This is a genomic window from Sphingobium sp. AP49 (genome assembly GCF_000281715.2).
GTDB lineage: Bacteria > Pseudomonadota > Alphaproteobacteria > Sphingomonadales > Sphingomonadaceae > Sphingobium.
In genome coordinates, this window is the sequence record NZ_CP124576.1 from 1,416,303 (window position 1) to 1,433,852 (window position 17,550).

Consider the following 17,550-nt stretch of genomic DNA (forward strand, 5'->3'; position numbering starts at 1 on the left):
GCGCCGTCTATTTCTGGCGAAACAGTTTTTTACTTTTTTGAGGTGAGCGGGTGACAGCGATGAAGAGCAGCAAGGGGCAGCGTCCGATTGTCGCAGCCCTGTTGGCAACGACGATGATCGCCGGCCTTGCGGTGCCCGCAGCGGCGCAAAATGCCGCGCCTCCCGCCGCACCCGTTGTCGCCCCGGCCGCCACGGTGGCACCCTCGGGCACGATCCGTTCGATCACCGTTACCGGCACCCAGCGCCTGGAGCAGGACACGGTGATGTCCTACACCAAGCTCCGCGTCGGCCAGTCCTTCACCCAGGAAAGCCTCGATCAGGCGCTGCGCGACCTGTATGAGACCGAACTGTTCGCCGACGTTCAGATTCGCAACGACGGCGGATCTCTGACGGTCGAGGTGAAGGAAAACCCGGTCATCAATCGTATCGTCCTTGAAGGTAATAAGCGTCTCAAGGAAGACAAGATTCGGCCCGAAATTAAGCTGGCCCCACGCCAGATTTATACCCGGTCCAAGGTGCGCGCCGATGTCGCCCGCATCATCGAGCTGTATCGCCGGCAGGGCCGCTTTGCCGCGACGGTCGAGCCAAAGATGGTCCAGCTGGACCAGAACCGGGTCGATATTGTGTTCGAGATTTCGGAAGGCCCCAAGTCCAAGGTCCGCCAGATCAACATCATCGGCAACGAGAAGTTCAAGGACGGCGACCTGCGCAGCCAGATGGTGACCAAGCAGTCGCGCTGGTTCCGCGTCTTTTCGTCGGGTACCAGCTATGATCCTGATCGCCTGGCCTATGACCAGCAGAAGCTGCGCCAATTCTACCTGACCGAAGGCTATGCCGATTTCCGCGTGATCTCGGCCGTTGCGGAGCTGACGCCCGACAAGCAGGACTTCATCATCACCTATGTGGTCGAAGAGGGCGATCGCTATAAATTTGGTGACGTGAAGGTCGAATCCGACATTCGTGACCTGTCGGGCGACGCGCTGACCAAGCGCCTGCCGATGCACAAGGGCGACTGGTACAATGCCAAGCAGGTCGAGGATACGGTCGACACGCTGAGCGAGACCGCTGGCCTGTTCGGCTATGCCTTTGCCGAGGTCCAGCCCGACTTCAACCGGTCGAAGGAAGACCTGACGATGGGGATTAACTTCCGCATCGCCAACGCCCCGCGCGTCTATGTCGAACGGGTCGACATCAACGGCAACACGCTGACCCAGGACAAGGTGGTCCGTCGCGAATTCCGCCTGGCCGAAGGCGATGCCTTCAACAGCTTCCTCGTCAAGCGCTCGAAGGACCGCATCAACTCGCTCGGCTTCTTCCAGGAGAAGCTGGACATCGAGCAGAAGCCGGGTTCCGCGCCCGACCGCATCGTGCTTGAAACCAACATCCAGGAAAAATCGACCGGCGAACTCTCGCTTTCGGCTGGTTATTCGTCGCTGGAACGCTTCATCATCTCGGCATCGATCACCCAGCGCAATTTCCGTGGCAAGGGCCAGGAACTGCGGACCTCGGTCAATTATTCGGCCTATTCCAAGTCGGTCGAGGTGGGCTTTACCGAACCCTATTTCCTCGACAAGAATATCGCGCTGGGCGGTGACATCTATCGCCGCGATCTCAACAGCTTCCGCTATGTCGGCAGCGGCAATGATCGCGACACCACCTATCAGCAGACGACGACCGGCTTCCAGATCCGCGCCGGTGTGCCGATCACCGAATATATCTCGATGGCGCTGCGCTACACGCTCAACTTCGACGATGTGACGCTCGACAAGGATACCTATTATTCGGATACCGACGGTGACGGCGATATCGAGTGCGATCCGCTGCTGGCCGGCCGTTATCTCTGCGATGCCATCGGCAAGCGCACCACCTCGTCGATCGGCTACTCGCTGATCTACGACACCCGCGACAATCGCCTGCGTCCGACGCGCGGCAACAATCTCGTCCTCAGCCAGGATTTTGCCGGCCTGGGCGGCGACGTCAAATATATCCGTACCCGGATCAACGGCTCCAAATATTGGGCGCTGGGCAGTGGCTTCATCTTCTCGCTCCAGGCCGAGGGCGGCTACATCCACAGCCTGGAAGGCACGCGCTACGACAGCACCGGCGAGGAGGTCGATCCGATCCGCCTGACCGACCGCTTCTTCCTGGGCGAACCACAGATCCGCGGCTTCGACATTCGCGGCGTCGGCCCGCGCGTGAAGCGCTATTATCTGGTCCCGCAGACGGATACCGCCGGCAACACCAGCTATGTGCGTCAGAACGGCAACAACAACGTCTCCGACGACGCGCTGGGCGGCCGCATGTATTATATGGCTCGCGCCGAAATGGAGATTCCGCTGGGGTCGGGTGCGCGCGAAATGGGTCTGCGCCCGTCGATATTTGCTGATATCGGCGCTGTCGCTGGCCTCAAAAATCCCAGCCTGGTTGGTGGCCCCGGCGGTTTCCCGGGCTACTGCTCGGACACGACCGGCGTACTCACTACCGTTAAGGCTACGGGCACAGCGAAAAGTCCGGTCTGTCCGGCCGGCTACGACACCAAGACCGGAATGTTCGAAGAACAATATTATGGCGACACGCTCTCTCCGCGTGTCTCCGTGGGCGTTGGCGTGAACTGGAACTCGCCCTTCGGCCCGTTCCGTATCGACATCGCCAAGGCCCTGCTCAAGGAACCAGGGGACGACGCAAAACTCATCACCTTCAACGTAGGGACTCAATTCTGATGAAGACGATTATCAAGGCTCTGGCGCTCGGCATCGCGCCTGTTACCGCGCTCGCACTGACCGCCGCGCCGGCCGTCGCCCAGTCCAAGCAGGGCATCGCCGTCGTCGATCTGCAGCGTGCCGTCGCCACCAGCGCGGCCTATTCGACCGCACGCACCCAGATCCAGACGACCTACAAGGCGCAGATCGACAGCTTCACCGCGCGCAAGACCGCGATCGACGCCGATCTCAAGACCAAGGGCGACGCACTGCAGGCCGCGCTGAAGGCGGCCGGCGGCAAGCCGACCCCGGCGATCGAGACCCAGTATCAGCAGTTCCAGCAGTCGCAGCAGACCGCACAGGCCGAACTGCAGCGTCTGGGCCAGCCGATCGCGCTCGCCAACGCCTATGTCGAGGAACAGATCACCGCAAAGCTGTCGGATGCGCTGAAGGCGGCGATGACCAAGGCGAAGGTCGACCTGGTCCTCAGCCCCGAAGCGACCGTGTCCTACCAGCCGACCGTGGATATCACTGCGGCCGTGGTGACCGAACTCAACGCGCTGGTGCCCAGCGTCGGCATCACGCCGCCGGCTGGCTGGCAGCCGGGCCGTCAGGGCCAGGCCGCAGCGCCTGCCGCTGCTGCGCCCGCTCCGGCCAATCCGGCGCAGGCGCCCAAGTCGCGCTGATACGATGACCGGAGAGGTTGATAACAAGGAAGCCCGTGGCCCGATGGATATCCGTCGGGTCATGGCAGCCCTGCCGCATCGCTATCCGATGCTGCTGGTAGACCGCGTGGCGTCGCTGGTGCCGAGCCAGTCGATCCACGCGATCAAGGCCGTGTCGATGAACGAGCCGTTTTTCCAGGGCCATTTCCCCGGCCGTCCGATCATGCCGGGCGTGCTGATCGTCGAGGCGATGGCCCAGGCGGCCGGTGTGCTGGTGGTCGATTCGCTGGGGCTGGCCGATTCGGGCAAGCTGGTCTATTTCATGAGCATCGACGGCGCGAAGTTCCGCACGCCGGTGGAGCCGGGTTGCCTGCTCGACCTGCATGTCGAAGTGACGCAGATGCGCGGTGCGGTGTGCAAATTTGCAGGCCGGGCGATGATCGATGGCAAGCTGGCAGCGGAAGCGAATTTCGTTGCGATGATTGCCGATCCGCCCAAGGACTGAGCGGGAGCGCGCGGCATTCAATCGAATGTCGGGCGCGCGATCTCATTCTTTGTGGTCGCATCGTTGAACGCGAAAAATCGGGCCCCACTTTTCGCACGATACTCGGATCATCCTTTTCCTTGCTTTGGCGCGCCGGAAACGCTAACGGCGCGCCTTCGCATTTTACCGCATCCACAGCCGGTCGGAACCGGCACGCACACGGAGCAATACGCCATGAAGGCCGATACCCACCCCGATTACCACCTGATCACCGTTCAGATGACCGACGGTACCACGTTCCAGACCCGTTCGACCTGGGGCAAGGAAGGCGACACGATGGCGCTCGACATCGACCCCAAGTCGCATCCGGCCTGGACCGGTGGCAACCGCCAGCTGGATACCGGTGGCCAGGTGGCACGCTTCAACAAGCGTTTCGGCGGCCTGACGCTGAAGAAGTAATCGGCCTTACCGGCACGATATCGAAAGGGCGCCCCATCGGGCGCCCTTTTTTGTGCCCGGGCGAGGTGCGCGCGGCACAAAAAAGGCCTCCAGCTAAAAGCTGGAGGCCGAGGTTCAGGGGAGTGTCAGCAGCGACAGAGGGGGATCTGCAAGGGGATGCTGCTGACAAGGGCCGTTATAGGCCGCGAATGCTGCGGGGAAATGTCCCGATTATTACCGAATGCAATCGGGCTGAAATTCGCGGGAAGGGCCTGTCAGCCGCCCGCTTCAGCACGATCCGCGTCGAGGAAGGCGGCCACATCCTCCAGCACCACATCCTTCGACAGGAAGGTCTGGCCGATGCCGCGCGCCAGCAGGAAGGGCAGGGTGCCTGCCGCCATCTTCTTGTCGTGCAGCATATGGGCGACCAGCGCGGCACCGCTGGCGGTGACATGGGCGCTGGCAAGGTCATAAGGCAGGCCGACGGCCTTGAGATGGGCGGTCACCCGCGCGGCATCCTCGGCCGGGCACAGGCCTAGCCGTGCCGAATAGCGGAAGGCCAGGGCCATGCCGGCGGCCACGCCCTCGCCATGGAGCAATATGTCGGAAAAGCCGGTATCGGCTTCCAGCGCATGGCCGAAGGTGTGGCCAAGGTTGAGCAGGGCGCGACGGCCAGATGTCTCGCGCTCGTCATCCGCCACGATCGCCGCCTTGGCGCGCACACTGTGCGCAATCGCATAGGCACGCGCTTCGGTATCGCCGGTCAGCAACCGATCGGCATGGCTCTCGCACCAGGCGAAGAAATCGGGATCGTCGATCAGGCCATATTTCACCACCTCGGCATAGCCTGCGCGGGTCTGGCGCAGCGGCAGGCTGTCGAGTACCGACGGATCGATCAGGACCAGGGCGGGCTGGTAGAAACTGCCGATCAGGTTCTTGCCGGCGCTGGCATTGATCGCGGTCTTGCCGCCGACCGAACTGTCGACCTGCGCCAGCAAGGTGGTCGGCACCTGCACGAAATGGCAACCACGCTTCAGGATAGAGGCGGCAAAGCCGACCAGATCCCCGATCACGCCGCCGCCCAGCGCTACGACATGGTCTCCGCGCTCGATCTCCAGTGCCAGCAGCGCATCGAGCAATTCTTCCAGGTGGCGCCAGCTCTTGGTCTGTTCGCCCGGCGGCAGGATGATCGGCTCGACCACTATGTCTGCGCTGCGCAGGCTGGCGTCGAGTCGGGGCAGTTGGGCTGCGGCGACATGGGCGTCGGTGACGACCACCAGTCGCCCGTTTCGGGCATAGCGCGCCAGATGCGCGGCCGCGCGGTCGAGCGCGCCCTGTTCGATTACGATGTCATAGCTGCGCGCGCCCAGCGCGACGGGAACTAATGCCATGCGGGAAGTTGCTCCATGATGCGGTCGACGGCGACCTCATGCGGGGCGGCGATGCTCTTCACATGGATCGGCGCCAGCGCGTAGACGGGGTTGCGGATGGCGGCCAGTTCGGTCAGCACCACGCGGGGGTCGCGATCCTTCAGCAAAGGCCGCCCTTCGCGCCGCGACACGCGATCGACCAATATGTCGATATCCGCGTCCAGCCAGATCGCGGTCGCCTGATTCAGGATCAGCGCGCGCGTATCGTCCTGCATGAATGCGCCGCCGCCCGTGGCGATCACCTTGGGCGCGCCGTCCATCAGCCGGGCGATGACACGCCGCTCGCCGTCACGGAAATGGGCTTCGCCATAGCGCGCGAACATTTCACTGATCGTCATGCCGGCGGCACGCTCTATCTCTTCGTCGGCGTCGACGAAATGCAGGCCGAGCCGTGCGGCAAGCCGGCGGCCGACGGTGGATTTGCCCACACCCATCATGCCAACCAGGACGATTGGGCCGCGCTTGGCTCTGCTCTCCGGGAATTTGCTGTTTCGCTGCATGGCGAGGGGGGCTATACAGCCAGCCGTCGCTGAGGCAAACGCAACTTTCCCCTGTCGCCTGGCTCTTTGTGCCGGGCTAGCCGCAGAAGAGGCCATGAAGAGCAATCGTTCCTTTAGCAGTTTTGAAGGTGGTACGCGCCGTCGTACCCGCCTGCCGATCATTCCAATCGTCGCTGTCGTCATCCTGATCGCGCTGGTCGCGTTCCTGTGGTCGCGCGGTGGCGAGCGGCCGCAACAGCGCGTCGAAAAGGTCATTCCGGCCGAAAAACTGGGCCAGTAAATCGGATGCGTCGCCTGCGGGGGAATGCGAAATGGGCGCTGGGCAGCTTTGCGCTCGCGCTGGCCTTGCCGGTGGTCGCGCAGCAGGCGCCCGAATCGCTGTTGCCGCCTGGCTTCGGCGATCCCACGCCGCCGCCTGCAACGGCGCCGCAGCCGGCGCGTCCCGTGCCCAATGCTCCTGCACCGACTGGTCCTGTGCCCACGGTCCAGCCGCTGGTGCCGTCATCCGCTTTTCCGCCCCCTGATCTGGCGGCGATCGGCAATGCGGCGGACACTGCCGCCGAGGCCATGAGCGCTGAAGAACTGGCCGCGGAAAAGGCGAAATATGACCTGCCCGAAAGTGCGCGTCGTTCGCTGGATCGCATCGGTCCGCTGACACCGGCGACCAGGGGGATGGAGCCGGACGCCTTTGGCGCCGAATATGGACCCTATCTTGCAGCGTTGATGAAGCAGACCCACGCGCCGATCATGTCGCGCTGGGCGTCGATCCTGCTGCGTCGTGCGCTGCTGTCGGCGACGGAGACGCCACGCGGCATCGATGGCGCGGACTGGGCGGCGGAGCGCGCCTGGCTGCTGTTGCGCATGGGGGAAGCGGACGGTGCCCGCCTGTTGGTGCAGAGCGTCGATCCCGATCGCTATTCCCCACGCCTCTACGCCATCGCGATGCAGACCTATCTCGCTGCCGCCGATCCAGCCGGATTGTGCCCGCTGTCGGCGGGAGCCCTGCGCTTCAGCAAGGAACCGGGCTGGGACATGACCCGGGCGATCTGCCCGGCCCTGTCGGGGGATCAGGGATCGGCCAGCGGCGCGCTCAGCCAGGCGCAGCGGCGCGGTATCGTGCGCGGCATCGATTATCGCCTGGCGGAGAAAGTGGTCGGGACGGGCTTCAACGCCCGCCGCTCGGTGAAGATCGAATGGGACGGCGTCGATAGTCTTACCGCCTGGCGTTTCGGTCTGGCGACCGCGCTCAACGTGCCAATTCCCGATGATCTTTATGGCAGCGTCGGTCCGCATGTCCGGGCCTGGGAAGCCCGTGCCCCGGCCCTGACGGCCATTCGCCGCCTGCCGGGTGCGGAAGTCGCAGCGCGGCTGGGCGTGTTTTCCAGCGAGGGGCTGGTCAATTTCTATGGCCAGTTGAGCGCTGATGGTGATCTGGCCAGCGATCTGGCGGATCGCATGGATGCGCTGCGCAATGCCTATTCCGGGCCGTCGGTCGGCAGCCGTATCGATGCGATGCGTAGCTTGTGGCGCGATCCGTCCGCGCCCGACTATGTCGGCCTGATCGCGACGGCGCGTGCCGCTGCCGCGCTGCCCGTCGCTCAGGCGGATGCGCGCGATGCCGCCAATCTGGTCGCCGCGATGCTGACCGCGGGCTATGACCGCAATGCCGCCCGCTGGGCTGGTGCGATCGGCCGAATCGACGGCAATGGCGCGCAGGATTTCTGGGCGCTGCTGGCCGTTGGTGCACCCAGCACCGTGGTCGATATCGGCAGTGGCCGGGTGTCGACCTATGTCGGCGATGCCGGTCCCGACAAGGGACGGATGCTGATTGCCGCGCTGGCCGGCCTGTCGCGCCTGTCGGGAAATGATGCCGCGGCGCTGGCGCAGGACAATGGTTTCACCTTGGCCGCCAATAGCCGTTGGGCACGTGCCATCGACGCCGCATCGCTGCGGGGGGAAAAGGCGACCGTGGCGCTGCTCGCAGCCGTCGGCATGCAGGGCAATGACTGGCATCGCCTGCCGCCGGGGCATCTCTATCATGTCGTGGCGGCGTTGCATCGTGTCGGACTGGACCCGGAGGCGCGGATGATCGCGGCCGAGGCTCTGACCCGATTATCCTGATGCGGATATGATCCATGGGTGACGATGCCGTCCTGATCGACCGTTTCCTCGAAATGATGGCAGCGGAACGGGGCGCGTCGCGCAATACGTTGCTGGCCTATCGCACGGACCTGCAGGGGGCGGGGAGCATCGTCGGTGGTCTGGCGCAGGCGAATCAGGAGACGCTGGGCAAGCTGGCGGCGCATTGGGCGTCGCTCACCGCTTCCAGTGTGGCGCGAAAAGCATCGGCACTGCGGGCCTTCTATGCCTTTTTGGAGGAAGAGGGGCTGAGAGCCGACAATCCGTCGGCTGCGTTGCCGCGCCCGGTGACACGCCGTCCGCTACCGAAAATCCTGTCGCCGCAGGAGGTGGACCGGCTTTTCGACATGATCGCGCAGCGTGTGTCGGTCGAACATCCCGCGCCGCTCGACCTGCGCCTGTCCGCCCTCATCGAACTGCTTTACGGTTCAGGCCTGCGGGCGACCGAACTGGTGTCGCTACCGCGCAAGGCGCTGGCCGTTGATCGGCCCTTCCTCATCATCAGGGGCAAGGGCGCGCGCGAACGGCTGGTGCCGATTTCCGATCGTGCCCGCGCGGCGGTCGCGATCTGGCTTGTCCATGTTCCCGTCGACAGCCCCTGGCTCTTTCCTTCGGGTAAGAGCCATGTCAGCCGCATCCGCCTCTATCAGATGGTGAAGGCTCTGGCTGCCGCTGCCGGCATAGCGCCCGATCGGGTCAGCCCCCATGTGCTGCGCCATGCCTTCGCCACCCATTTGTTGGAAGGGGGGGCGGACCTGCGTGCGCTGCAGTCGATGCTGGGCCATGCCGATATCGGGACGACCCAGATCTACACCCATGTCGACAGCCGCCGCTTGGTCGAACTGGTCAATAGCCGCCATCCGCTGGCCGGCATGCAGGCCAGGATCGCGCATCCCCGCGTTGACGGCGAAGCGTCTGCGCCTTAACGCCATCCGCCATGGTAAGCTTTCTCGAATTTGAAAAGCCGGTCGCAGAGCTGGAAGCCCGTGTCATCGAACTGCGCCAGACGGCCAGCGTGGGTGATATCGACATCAGCGGCGAGATCGACACGCTGGAACAGCGTGCCGGCAAGATGCTGGCGGATATTTATGCCAAGCTGACGCCCTGGCAGAAGACGCAGGTGGCCCGCCACCCTGAACGCCCGCATTTCAAGGATTATGTGGCGGGCATGTTCGACAATTTCATGCCGCTGGCCGGGGATCGGGCCTTTGCCGACGATCAGGCGATCATCGGCGGCTTCGCCACCCTGGGCGATCGCAAGATCATGGTCATCGGCCATGAAAAGGGTGACGATACCGCCAGCCGCGTGCGCCACAATTTCGGCATGGCCAAGCCCGAAGGCTATCGCAAGGCGATCCGCCTGATGGAACTGGCCGACCGGTTCGACCTGCCGGTCGTGACCCTGGTCGACACATCGGGCGCCTTTCCGGGCGTGCAGGCCGAAGAACGCGGCCAGGCCGAAGCCATTGCCCGCTCGACCGAGGCCTGCCTCGCGCTTGGCGTGCCGATGGTCGCCGTGGTGGTGGGAGAGGGCGGTTCCGGTGGCGCGGTGGCGCTCGCGGCGGCGAATCGTGTGCTGATGTTTGAACATGCCATTTATTCGGTGATCTCGCCCGAAGGCTGCGCCTCGATCCTGTGGCGCACCGCCGACAAGGCGAGCGACGCGGCGACGGCGATGCAGGTCACGGCCCAGCATCTCAAGGGGCTGGGCGTCATCGACCGGATCGTGCCCGAACCCGTGGGCGGGGCGCATCGCGAACCGGTGCAGGCGATCGCGAGTCTGGCGGCGGCCATCGGTGAGGAACTGGATGCTCTGGCTGGTCTTGACGCGGCTTCGCTGCGTGTCGATCGCGCCGACAAGTTTCTGGCGATCGGCGCCTGACCACCGTCCGGTGGAACGGCATCCTGCCCTCGCTCGTTACGCACCGGTAACAGGGAGAGGGTGAAGGATGGAGTCGGAATGAAACGGACATGGTTGCTGGCCGGCGCGGGGGCCGGCCTGATCGTTGCTGGCGTGGCACCGATGGTGGTGCAGGGGCAGCAACGGGCGATTCGTACGACTTCCTCGATCAGTGCGCAGGACAAGGCATCGGGCGCCAAGCAGCATCCAGAACTGCTCAAGGAATTTGGCGGCGCTTATGCCGGGGCGCAGGCACGCTATGTCGAAACGGTGGGGCGGCGGATCGCCGTCCAGTCGGGCCTGTCCAATGCGCAGGGCGACTTCACCGTCACGCTGCTCAATTCCCCGGTTAACAACGCCTTCGCGATCCCCGGCGGCTATGTCTATGTGACGCGCCAGTTGATGGCGCTGATGAATGACGAGGCGGAACTGGCCGGGGTGCTGGGCCATGAGGTCGGCCATGTCGCCGCCCAGCATGGCCAGCGACGGCAACAGGCCGCGCAACGAAACGCTATCGGTGGCGCGCTGCTGCAGGTGCTGACCGGCGCCCTGCTCGGCGATTCGGCGCTGGGCGGGGTGCTGCAGCAGGGTATTGGGTCGGGGACGCAACTCCTGACGCTGAAATTTTCCCGAAGCCAGGAATATGAGGCCGACGACCTGGGCATCCGCTATCTCGCCTCGGCCGGCTATGATCCGCGCGCCCTGTCGAGCATGCTGGCTTCGCTCGCGGCACAGACTGCGCTGGACGGCCGGGCCAGCGGCGATGCGCGATCGATGCCGGAATGGGCCAGCACCCACCCTGACCCGGGTGCTCGGGTAACGCGCGCCGCGCAAAATGCCGCGCGCAGCGGATCGACCAGCAGCGTGCGCAACCGTGACCCGTTTCTCGATGCGCTGGATGGGGTGCTCTATGGCGACGATCCCCGGCAGGGCGTGATCGACGGCAGCCGCTTCCGGCATCCTGACCTGCGACTCGCATTCACGGCACCGACTGGTTTCGGCATGGAAAATGGGGCTGATGCCGTCAGCATCACCGGGTCGGGCGGCCAGGCGCAATTCAGCGCCATGCCTTATTCCGGCAATCTGTCCGCTTATATCGATTCGGTCTTTGCGCGTCTGGGCGGTGACAAGGGCGCGCCGCCGGCGGGTGAGGTACAGCGCACCACCGTCAACGGCCTGCCGGCCGCTTGGCGCACGGTGCGGGCCAACAGCAAGTCGGGGCAGATCGACGCGACCGTGTTCGCTTATGATTTTGGCGGCGGCAAGGCCTATCACTTCCTGCTGCTGACGGCAGCGGGCAAGGGGGTCGGTCCGTTCGATTCGATGGTGCGATCGGTGCAGCGGCTGTCGGCGCAGGATGCTGCGGCGATCAAGCCCCGCCGGGTGGCCGTCCTGACCGTAAAGGCGGGCGACACCGTGCAGTCGCTCAGCCGGCGCATGGCCTATACCGATTACCCGCTCGACCGCTTCCTGGTGCTCAACGCCCTGACCGCGCAATCGGCGTTGCGTCCGGGGCAACGGGTGAAGATCGTCACCTGGTAGAATGGCAATGGCTTAAATGAAAAGGGCGGCGGAATTGCTTCCGCCGCCCTTTTTCGTCGTTCGCGTCGAGCTTACTTCAGGTTGCTCGAAACGTTGTTGAACGTGCCGCTCAGCTTCGAGCCGAGGCTGGTCATCGCGCCGATGGCGGCGACGGCGATCAGAGCCGCGATCAGGCCGTATTCGATGGCGGTCGCGCCCTTTTTGTTCTTCAGCATCTTACGGATGAACTGCATGTGATGTCTCCTTGGCAAAGGTTACGTTAAACTACCCGGCCGCCCCGCTCTTAAATGTAGGTCAGCAAGGGCCTGTCTAAATTGGCTCGGTTGAGAAAAGCTTAATGAGGAAAGTCGATCTGTCAGAAATTGTTGGTTAATGCTTTGTTACTTCTGTCGCGACATTGTTCCACATGCCCGTGGTACGGGTCGCAACGCTTTGCAGCGCCGTGATCATGGCGAGCACGATCATCGCCAGGATCAGCCCATATTCGACGGCCGTGGCACCACGTTCCGAGCGCCAAAGCGCGGATCGGGCGATGATTTCGATTAACGCGCGCATGTGACCCCCAGTTGGCTACAGACAGTCCTCCATCACCATGTAAAAGAGCCAGGGTTAATAAAGCCCTTTCAAGGGAGCGTTATGCAGAGTTTTACCCCGTTTCTGGTCGTTGCCGTCGCCTTGGTCGATGCCGATGGGCGCGTGTTGCTGCAGCAACGGCCGCCCGGTAAGCCGATGGCGGATCTATGGGAATTTCCTGGCGGGAAGGTCGAAACGGGCGAAACGCCCGAAGCGGCACTGGTGCGCGAGCTGGAGGAGGAGTTGGGGATTCGTACCCATGAAAGCTGCCTCGCGCCGGCAACATTCGCCAGTGCGCCGCTGGGCGATCGCCACCTGCTGCTGCTGCTCTATGTCTGCCGCAAGTGGGAAGGGATGCCGGAGGCGCGGCATGCCACCGCGCTCCAGTGGGTTCGACCGACCCAAATGTACGCCTTGGACATGCCGCCGGCCGATCTGCCGCTGATCGGCATTCTGGAAGCGCTCATCTGATCGGGAAGCCGGCTGAGCGCCCCATGGGGCGCTTGGTCGGGCTGCAAGCAGGCATTTGCAGCCATCATGGGGCGGGGCGGCCGCCGGACAGCCGGCCCCGCGCGTCGGTGTCAGTCTTCCTTCGCCTTGCTCTGCAGCTGGACATAATTCTGGATGCCCATGCGCTCGATCATCTCGAATTGGGTTTCCAGCGTATCGACATGCTCTTCCTCGCTTTCGAGGATATACTGGAACAGGTCGCGGCTGACGAAATCCTTGATCGACTCGCAATAGGCGATGGCGTCGCGCAGCACGGGCAGCGCTTCATATTCCAGCTCCAGATCGGCCTTGAGGATTTCCTCGACCGTCTCGCCGATCTTCAGCCGGCCAAGCAGCTGGAAATTGGGCAGGCCGTCCAGGAACAGGATGCGCTCCGCCACCTTGTCGGCGTGCTTCATCTCGTCGATCGATTCCTCATACTCAAACTTGGCGAGCTTCTCGATGCCCCAATGGTTGAGGATGCGATAGTGGAGGAAATATTGGTTGATCGCGGTCAGCTCGTTCTTGAGGACCTCGTTCAGATAATCGATAACCTTCTGGTCGCCCTTCATGGCGCTATGCTCCGGCTGTTATTGGGAATGGCCGGACATATAAAGGTTTCGCATCCGGTTGTTAAGCCGGAAAGCCGCCGAAAACCGCCATTTTTCAGGCGGCTATTGCGTGGTGTTCGCGATTGCCGAGGGCCTTTTACTGCGCCTGCTTCGCAATGATATCAGGCCGTCGCGCGCTCCGCCGCGATGATCGTGCGGGCAAAGCCGACGCACTGGCCGCACTTGGGGCGGCGGCCGAAACGGGCATAGGCGCTACAGGGGGTATCGGCACCATCGCGTGCGGCTTCCCGCAGATCCTTTTCGCGAATGGCATTGCAAACACAGACGACCATTGGATTCTCCTGACCCGTGAAATAGGCCAGATGCTAATGGATCGCAATAGGAGATCATGCGCTTTTGCGAATCTTTTGCACTTTACCCCGCTGCAGACTGCGCCAGATCCATTCGGCAGGGCCGATCGCGAATCGGCTGAGCCAGGCTTTTGACCACAGCAGCATGATTGCCCAGGCGCTCAGGATGAAGAGGGGAAACAGGGCCGGGCGGACCTGTCCATATAGTCCCAGGCCCCAGCCATAGAAGAGCGCCGTCATCACCAGGCTGGTGCCCAGATAATTGCTGAGCGCGAGCCTGCCGGCTGCCGCGATGCGAGCGACCAGCCAATGATCGCGATGGCGCGCCAGCAGCCACAGGATCAGCGCCGCCCAGCCGACGGTCAGCGGAATGCGGAAGGGGAAGGACCAGAGCAGCGCGGTCGCAAAGGCGGTCAGCGGGGCAAAGCCGCTGGTCGCGACCCAGATGGCCAGGCCGATCATCGGCACCAGTCCGATCAGGAAGCAATGGCGCGCGGTCTGCCTATATTGCTCGGCCGGCCAGCGCCCGATCAGGAAGCCGCCCTTCAGCATCGCCATGCCCAGCAGCATGAAGCCCAGCGTGTCGAAACCGGTGAAGAGGAAGGTCCATAGCCAATCGCCGATGAAGCCGGTCAGATGATGGTGCACGATCCCGCCAAAGCTGCCGGTATAGATGGCGATATCCTGCCGGATGATCGGGCTGTTCGGATCGGACAGGCCGGCCAGGAAGGCCTCCAGGCCTTCGCGTGTCGCGGCGGCGGCACCCGGCGCGGCGGCGGCATGCGCCCAGCCATAGAGGCTGGCGAGGAAGGCGCCGCAAATCAGGAAGTGGATCAGGAAGGCGAGGAACGCCCATTTGACCAGCGCGAGCGGTTCCTTCTGGGCGAAGGCAAGGGCGATGGTGCCGACGACGGCATAGGTCACCAATATGTCGCCCCACCAGAGCAGGATGTGGTGCAGCAGGCCGATCGCCAGCAGCCAGCCGCCGCGCACCAGTTGCGCTCGCCTCCCGTCCCGTCCCGCCATTTCCTCCCGGTCGATCAGCAGCAGCATCGATGCCCCGAACAAGAGCGAGAACAGCCCGCGCATCTTGCCGTCGACCAGGATCAGGCTGCTTGCCCAGAAGGCGATGTCGCCCATCGACATCGGCCCGGCCGCCACGGGATTGAAATAGGCGTTCTGCGGCAGGGCGAAGGCGGTGATGTTCATCCACAATATGCCCATGACGGCGCAGCCACGCAGCACGTCCATGGCGGGAATACGGGGCGATACGGCGGTCATGGGGGGCAATCCTTGAAGATGCTGGCCAAGCGGCCATGGCTCTGCCATGCGCCTACCCATGAATCAGGTCCGCAAGCAACGGATAAGCGAGTCCTTCGGCGCGGCGGCGGACCGGTACGACGATCATGCCGGGCCGCAGCGGACGGCCGCAGCCCTGGTCGCCGACATCGCCCAGCGGCAAAGCCCGCATGGTGTCGCGCGCATCCTGGAAATCGGCTGCGGCACCGGACTGCTTACCCGCGACATCCAGACCCGCTGGCCCGGCGCAGAACTGGTCGCGACCGACATCTCGCCGCAGATGCTGGACCGCGCGGCATCGGCCGGGCTGGTCGCCGGCACTTTCCTGACGATGGACGGGGAAGCGCCCTTGTTCGAGGGCGAATGGTTCGACCTCATCCTCTCCAGCCTTGCCTTCCAATGGTTTGATGATCTGCCTGCCGCGATCGCGCGGCTGGTGGCGCTGCTCCGCCCCGGCGGCAGCCTGATCTTCTCGACCATGGGGCAGGGCAGTTTCGCCCAATGGCGCGCCGCCCATGCGGCCTGCGACCTGATGCCGGGCGTGCCTGCCTATCCCTCGCTCGACGCGCTGCGCGCCATGCTGGCGGCCTATGGCGACGCCTTCGCCTTTGACGAGACCGTCCTGCTGGACGGGCAGGGCGCCCGCGCGCTCATCGGCCATCTCAAGGGCATTGGCGCGGTGGTGCCGGACGAAGGGCGCCGGCCGCTCTCCCCCGCTGCGCTGCGCCGGGTCATGGCCGCCTATGACGAAGCAGGCGGCCGTGACGTCTATCAGTTGCTGATCGGACGGGTGACGCGCGCGAACCAGGCATAGGGGCCGACCACGGTGCCGACGAAGCCGCCGGCCTCATGGGTACTGAGGAAGCGGGTATCGACATCGCGCGCCAGCACCGCCTCCCGCCCATCTATGCCATAGACGAAGCGCGCCGTGCCGCCATCGAAGCCTATCGTCAGGTGGACAGGCTTGGCCGGGTCGATCGGCGCGGAAGCGACCAGTCTGTCACGATCGCTGTTCTCGCGGACCATCAGCGCGATCTGCGGCTTGCCGTCCGTCTGCGTCACGCCAAAGAACAAAAAGGATCGGTCGGACTGCACCGCCGCCAGCCCCGCCCGGTCGCCATCCGCCTCCGGCCGATAGATTAGGTCCGTGCTGATGGTCGCGACATGATGCTGCTGGCGCCGCCCGACAAAGGCAGGGGCGCCGCTGAGGTCGCCCAGCGCTGCTGCGCCGTCCAGCACCAATCCACCCTGTTCCAGCCGATAGACCGGCGCCTTGGGCGTCCGCAGCCCGATCCAGCTCATATCGAGGCGCGGCCCGTCGAACCGGTCCCGATAGGCAAAATCGCCGCTGGTCGGCGGCGCGTCGGCATCGCTCATGGGCAGGGCGGGGCGCTTGGCCGCATAGGGAATGGCCTTGCCCGCCTCCAATATATGCGGCCAGCCATCGCGCCATGTGACCGGCAGCAAAAATGTCTCGCGTCCGATATTGTAGAGGTCCGGCCCATAGGGGCGGGTGGCGAGGAAGGTCGCCCACCAGTCGCCCGCCTGCGTCTGCACCAGCTTGGCATGGCCGGCCGATGTCACCGGATGGGGACGGGCCGGGGCCAAGCTACGCTGGCTCAGGATCGGATTGCCGGCATAGGGGGCGAAGGGGCCGTGCAGGTCGCGGGCGCGGAACACGACTTCGCTATGCTGGTCGCCGGTGCCGCCCTCAGCCGCGATCAGATAATAGAAACCCTCGCGCTTCAGCAGATGCGGTCCCTCGATCCAGGACGGCTTCTGGCGGATGTCGACGCCGCCATTGACGATCTGCGTCGCCGCGCCGGTCATACTGAGCGTGCGCCAGTCAAATTCCTGCACCCAGATCGCCCGATGCCCTTCATAACGGGGCGGCTCGGCCGGCGCGCGATTATTGACGATGAAGGCGCGGTCGCCTTCCCAGTAGATCGATGGATCAATCCCCTCGAACGGCAGCCAGTGGGGCTTGGACCATGGCCCGGCCGCGTCCTTCGCCGTCATCACGAAATTGCCGCCGCAATCGACGCAGGTACCGACCAGGTAGAAGAGCCCGTCATGGAAGGAGATGTCGGGCGCGAACATGCCGCGCGAACTGCGCAGGCCGTTGAAATCAAACTGGTCCGGCCGGTCGATCGCGTTGCCGATCTGGCGCCAATGGACCATGTCGGTCGATTGGAAGACCGGTAGCCCCGGATAATGGGCGAAGGAGGAGTTGACGAGATAATAGGTCTCGCCGACCCGCGTTATGGACGGGTCGGGATAATAGCCCGACAGGATCGGGTTGCGATATTCGTCCGGGCCGGGTGTCACCTGCTCCTGGGCGCGACCCTCATAGCGAAAATCGCTGAAGCTGGCGGGGCCTGCCAGGGCCGGGCCGGCAATGGCGGCCAGCAACAGCAAGGCGGCACGACGGGTCTTGCGCATATCCTCTCCTCCCATTTTTGCCGAGCAT

General features: G+C 64.2%; 19 protein-coding genes. 11 read left to right on the forward strand and 8 right to left on the reverse strand.

Annotated elements, in window-relative coordinates; translation table 11 throughout:
- The first annotated feature begins 59 nt into the window (after nt 1-59).
- From bamA to rpmE, 4 genes are all read left to right on the forward strand, one after another.
- Nucleotides 60-2,720 carry an outer membrane protein assembly factor BamA gene (gene bamA, locus PMI04_RS06915; protein WP_037486413.1) on the forward strand — a complete coding sequence of 887 codons (2,661 nt, stop codon included), beginning with the start codon at nt 60-62 and terminating at the stop codon, nt 2,718-2,720.
- Nucleotides 2,720-3,385: an OmpH family outer membrane protein gene (locus tag PMI04_RS06920; protein ID WP_007709946.1), complete on the forward strand. Its 666-nt coding sequence runs from the start codon at nt 2,720-2,722 to the stop codon at nt 3,383-3,385. The genes bamA and PMI04_RS06920 overlap by 1 nt, the downstream gene beginning before the upstream one ends.
- A 4-nt stretch (nt 3,386-3,389) precedes the next feature.
- Nucleotides 3,390-3,869: a 3-hydroxyacyl-ACP dehydratase FabZ gene (fabZ, locus tag PMI04_RS06925; RefSeq protein ID WP_007709950.1), complete on the forward strand. Its 480-nt coding sequence runs from the start codon at nt 3,390-3,392 to the stop codon at nt 3,867-3,869.
- Nucleotides 3,870-4,082: 213 nt separating this feature from the next.
- The gene (gene rpmE, locus PMI04_RS06930; RefSeq protein ID WP_007709952.1) at nt 4,083-4,307 is read left to right on the forward strand and encodes a 50S ribosomal protein L31; all 225 of its coding nucleotides are present in this window, start codon (nt 4,083-4,085) and stop codon (nt 4,305-4,307) included.
- A gap of 254 nt (nt 4,308-4,561) precedes the next feature.
- On the opposite strand, the gene aroB is transcribed toward rpmE, so the two are convergent.
- Together aroB and PMI04_RS06940 are read right to left on the reverse strand one after the other, a co-directional pair.
- Nucleotides 4,562-5,677: a 3-dehydroquinate synthase gene (gene aroB, locus PMI04_RS06935; protein WP_007709956.1), complete on the reverse strand. Its 1,116-nt coding sequence runs from the start codon at nt 5,675-5,677 to the stop codon at nt 4,562-4,564.
- On the reverse strand, nt 5,668-6,216 hold the full coding sequence (locus tag PMI04_RS06940; RefSeq protein WP_007709960.1) for a shikimate kinase: 549 nt from the start codon (nt 6,214-6,216) through the stop codon (nt 5,668-5,670). Before PMI04_RS06940 ends, aroB begins: the two co-directional genes overlap by 10 nt.
- A gap of 94 nt (nt 6,217-6,310) precedes the next feature.
- Between PMI04_RS06940 and PMI04_RS06945 the strand changes: the two genes are divergently transcribed.
- From PMI04_RS06945 to PMI04_RS06965, 5 genes are all read left to right on the forward strand, one after another.
- On the forward strand, nt 6,311-6,496 hold the full coding sequence (locus PMI04_RS06945) for a hypothetical protein (RefSeq protein WP_007709964.1): 186 nt from the start codon (nt 6,311-6,313) through the stop codon (nt 6,494-6,496).
- 5 nt (nt 6,497-6,501) lie between these two features.
- Nucleotides 6,502-8,337 carry a hypothetical protein gene (locus PMI04_RS06950; RefSeq protein WP_007709976.1) on the forward strand — a complete coding sequence of 612 codons (1,836 nt, stop codon included), beginning with the start codon at nt 6,502-6,504 and terminating at the stop codon, nt 8,335-8,337.
- 14 nt (nt 8,338-8,351) lie between these two features.
- Nucleotides 8,352-9,281, forward strand: a complete 930-nt coding sequence (locus tag PMI04_RS06955) for a tyrosine recombinase (protein ID WP_007709980.1) — start codon at nt 8,352-8,354, stop codon at nt 9,279-9,281.
- Nucleotides 9,282-9,292: 11 nt separating this feature from the next.
- On the forward strand, nt 9,293-10,237 hold the full coding sequence (locus tag PMI04_RS06960; RefSeq protein ID WP_007709984.1) for an acetyl-CoA carboxylase carboxyltransferase subunit alpha: 945 nt from the start codon (nt 9,293-9,295) through the stop codon (nt 10,235-10,237).
- Between the two features lie 78 nt (nt 10,238-10,315).
- Nucleotides 10,316-11,797, forward strand: a complete 1,482-nt coding sequence (locus PMI04_RS06965; RefSeq protein WP_007709988.1) for a M48 family metalloprotease — start codon at nt 10,316-10,318, stop codon at nt 11,795-11,797.
- Between the two features lie 71 nt (nt 11,798-11,868).
- Here the strand turns inward: PMI04_RS06965 and PMI04_RS06970 are convergent, their stop codons facing one another.
- Together PMI04_RS06970 and PMI04_RS06975 are read right to left on the reverse strand one after the other, a co-directional pair.
- Nucleotides 11,869-12,030 carry a Flp family type IVb pilin gene (locus tag PMI04_RS06970; protein ID WP_007709991.1) on the reverse strand — a complete coding sequence of 54 codons (162 nt, stop codon included), beginning with the start codon at nt 12,028-12,030 and terminating at the stop codon, nt 11,869-11,871.
- A gap of 136 nt (nt 12,031-12,166) precedes the next feature.
- Nucleotides 12,167-12,352, reverse strand: coding sequence for a Flp family type IVb pilin (locus PMI04_RS06975; RefSeq protein ID WP_007709994.1), 186 nt, complete (start codon nt 12,350-12,352; stop codon nt 12,167-12,169).
- Between the two features lie 81 nt (nt 12,353-12,433).
- Between PMI04_RS06975 and PMI04_RS06980 the strand changes: the two genes are divergently transcribed.
- Nucleotides 12,434-12,841 carry a (deoxy)nucleoside triphosphate pyrophosphohydrolase gene (locus PMI04_RS06980; RefSeq protein ID WP_007709997.1) on the forward strand — a complete coding sequence of 136 codons (408 nt, stop codon included), beginning with the start codon at nt 12,434-12,436 and terminating at the stop codon, nt 12,839-12,841.
- 110 nt (nt 12,842-12,951) lie between these two features.
- Here PMI04_RS06980 and bfr read toward each other — a convergent pair whose 3' ends face one another.
- From bfr to PMI04_RS06995, 3 genes are all read right to left on the reverse strand, one after another.
- Complete coding sequence (gene bfr, locus PMI04_RS06985) at nt 12,952-13,431, reverse strand: bacterioferritin (protein ID WP_004211204.1); 480 nt, start codon at nt 13,429-13,431, stop codon at nt 12,952-12,954.
- Nucleotides 13,432-13,592: 161 nt separating this feature from the next.
- Complete coding sequence (locus PMI04_RS06990) at nt 13,593-13,763, reverse strand: (2Fe-2S)-binding protein (protein ID WP_007710000.1); 171 nt, start codon at nt 13,761-13,763, stop codon at nt 13,593-13,595.
- A 54-nt stretch (nt 13,764-13,817) separates the two neighbouring features.
- Nucleotides 13,818-15,062, reverse strand: coding sequence for a DUF418 domain-containing protein (locus PMI04_RS06995; RefSeq protein ID WP_007710003.1), 1,245 nt, complete (start codon nt 15,060-15,062; stop codon nt 13,818-13,820).
- 58 nt (nt 15,063-15,120) lie between these two features.
- Here PMI04_RS06995 and PMI04_RS07000 point away from each other — a divergent pair, with 58 nt between their 5' ends.
- Nucleotides 15,121-15,894, forward strand: a complete 774-nt coding sequence (locus tag PMI04_RS07000) for a methyltransferase domain-containing protein (protein ID WP_007710005.1) — start codon at nt 15,121-15,123, stop codon at nt 15,892-15,894.
- Here the strand turns inward: PMI04_RS07000 and PMI04_RS07005 are convergent.
- Nucleotides 15,852-17,522: a glycoside hydrolase family 43 protein gene (locus PMI04_RS07005; protein ID WP_007710007.1), complete on the reverse strand. Its 1,671-nt coding sequence runs from the start codon at nt 17,520-17,522 to the stop codon at nt 15,852-15,854. The two genes, PMI04_RS07000 and PMI04_RS07005, sit on opposite strands and share 43 nt — an antisense overlap.
- Nucleotides 17,523-17,550: the final 28 nt, after the last annotated feature.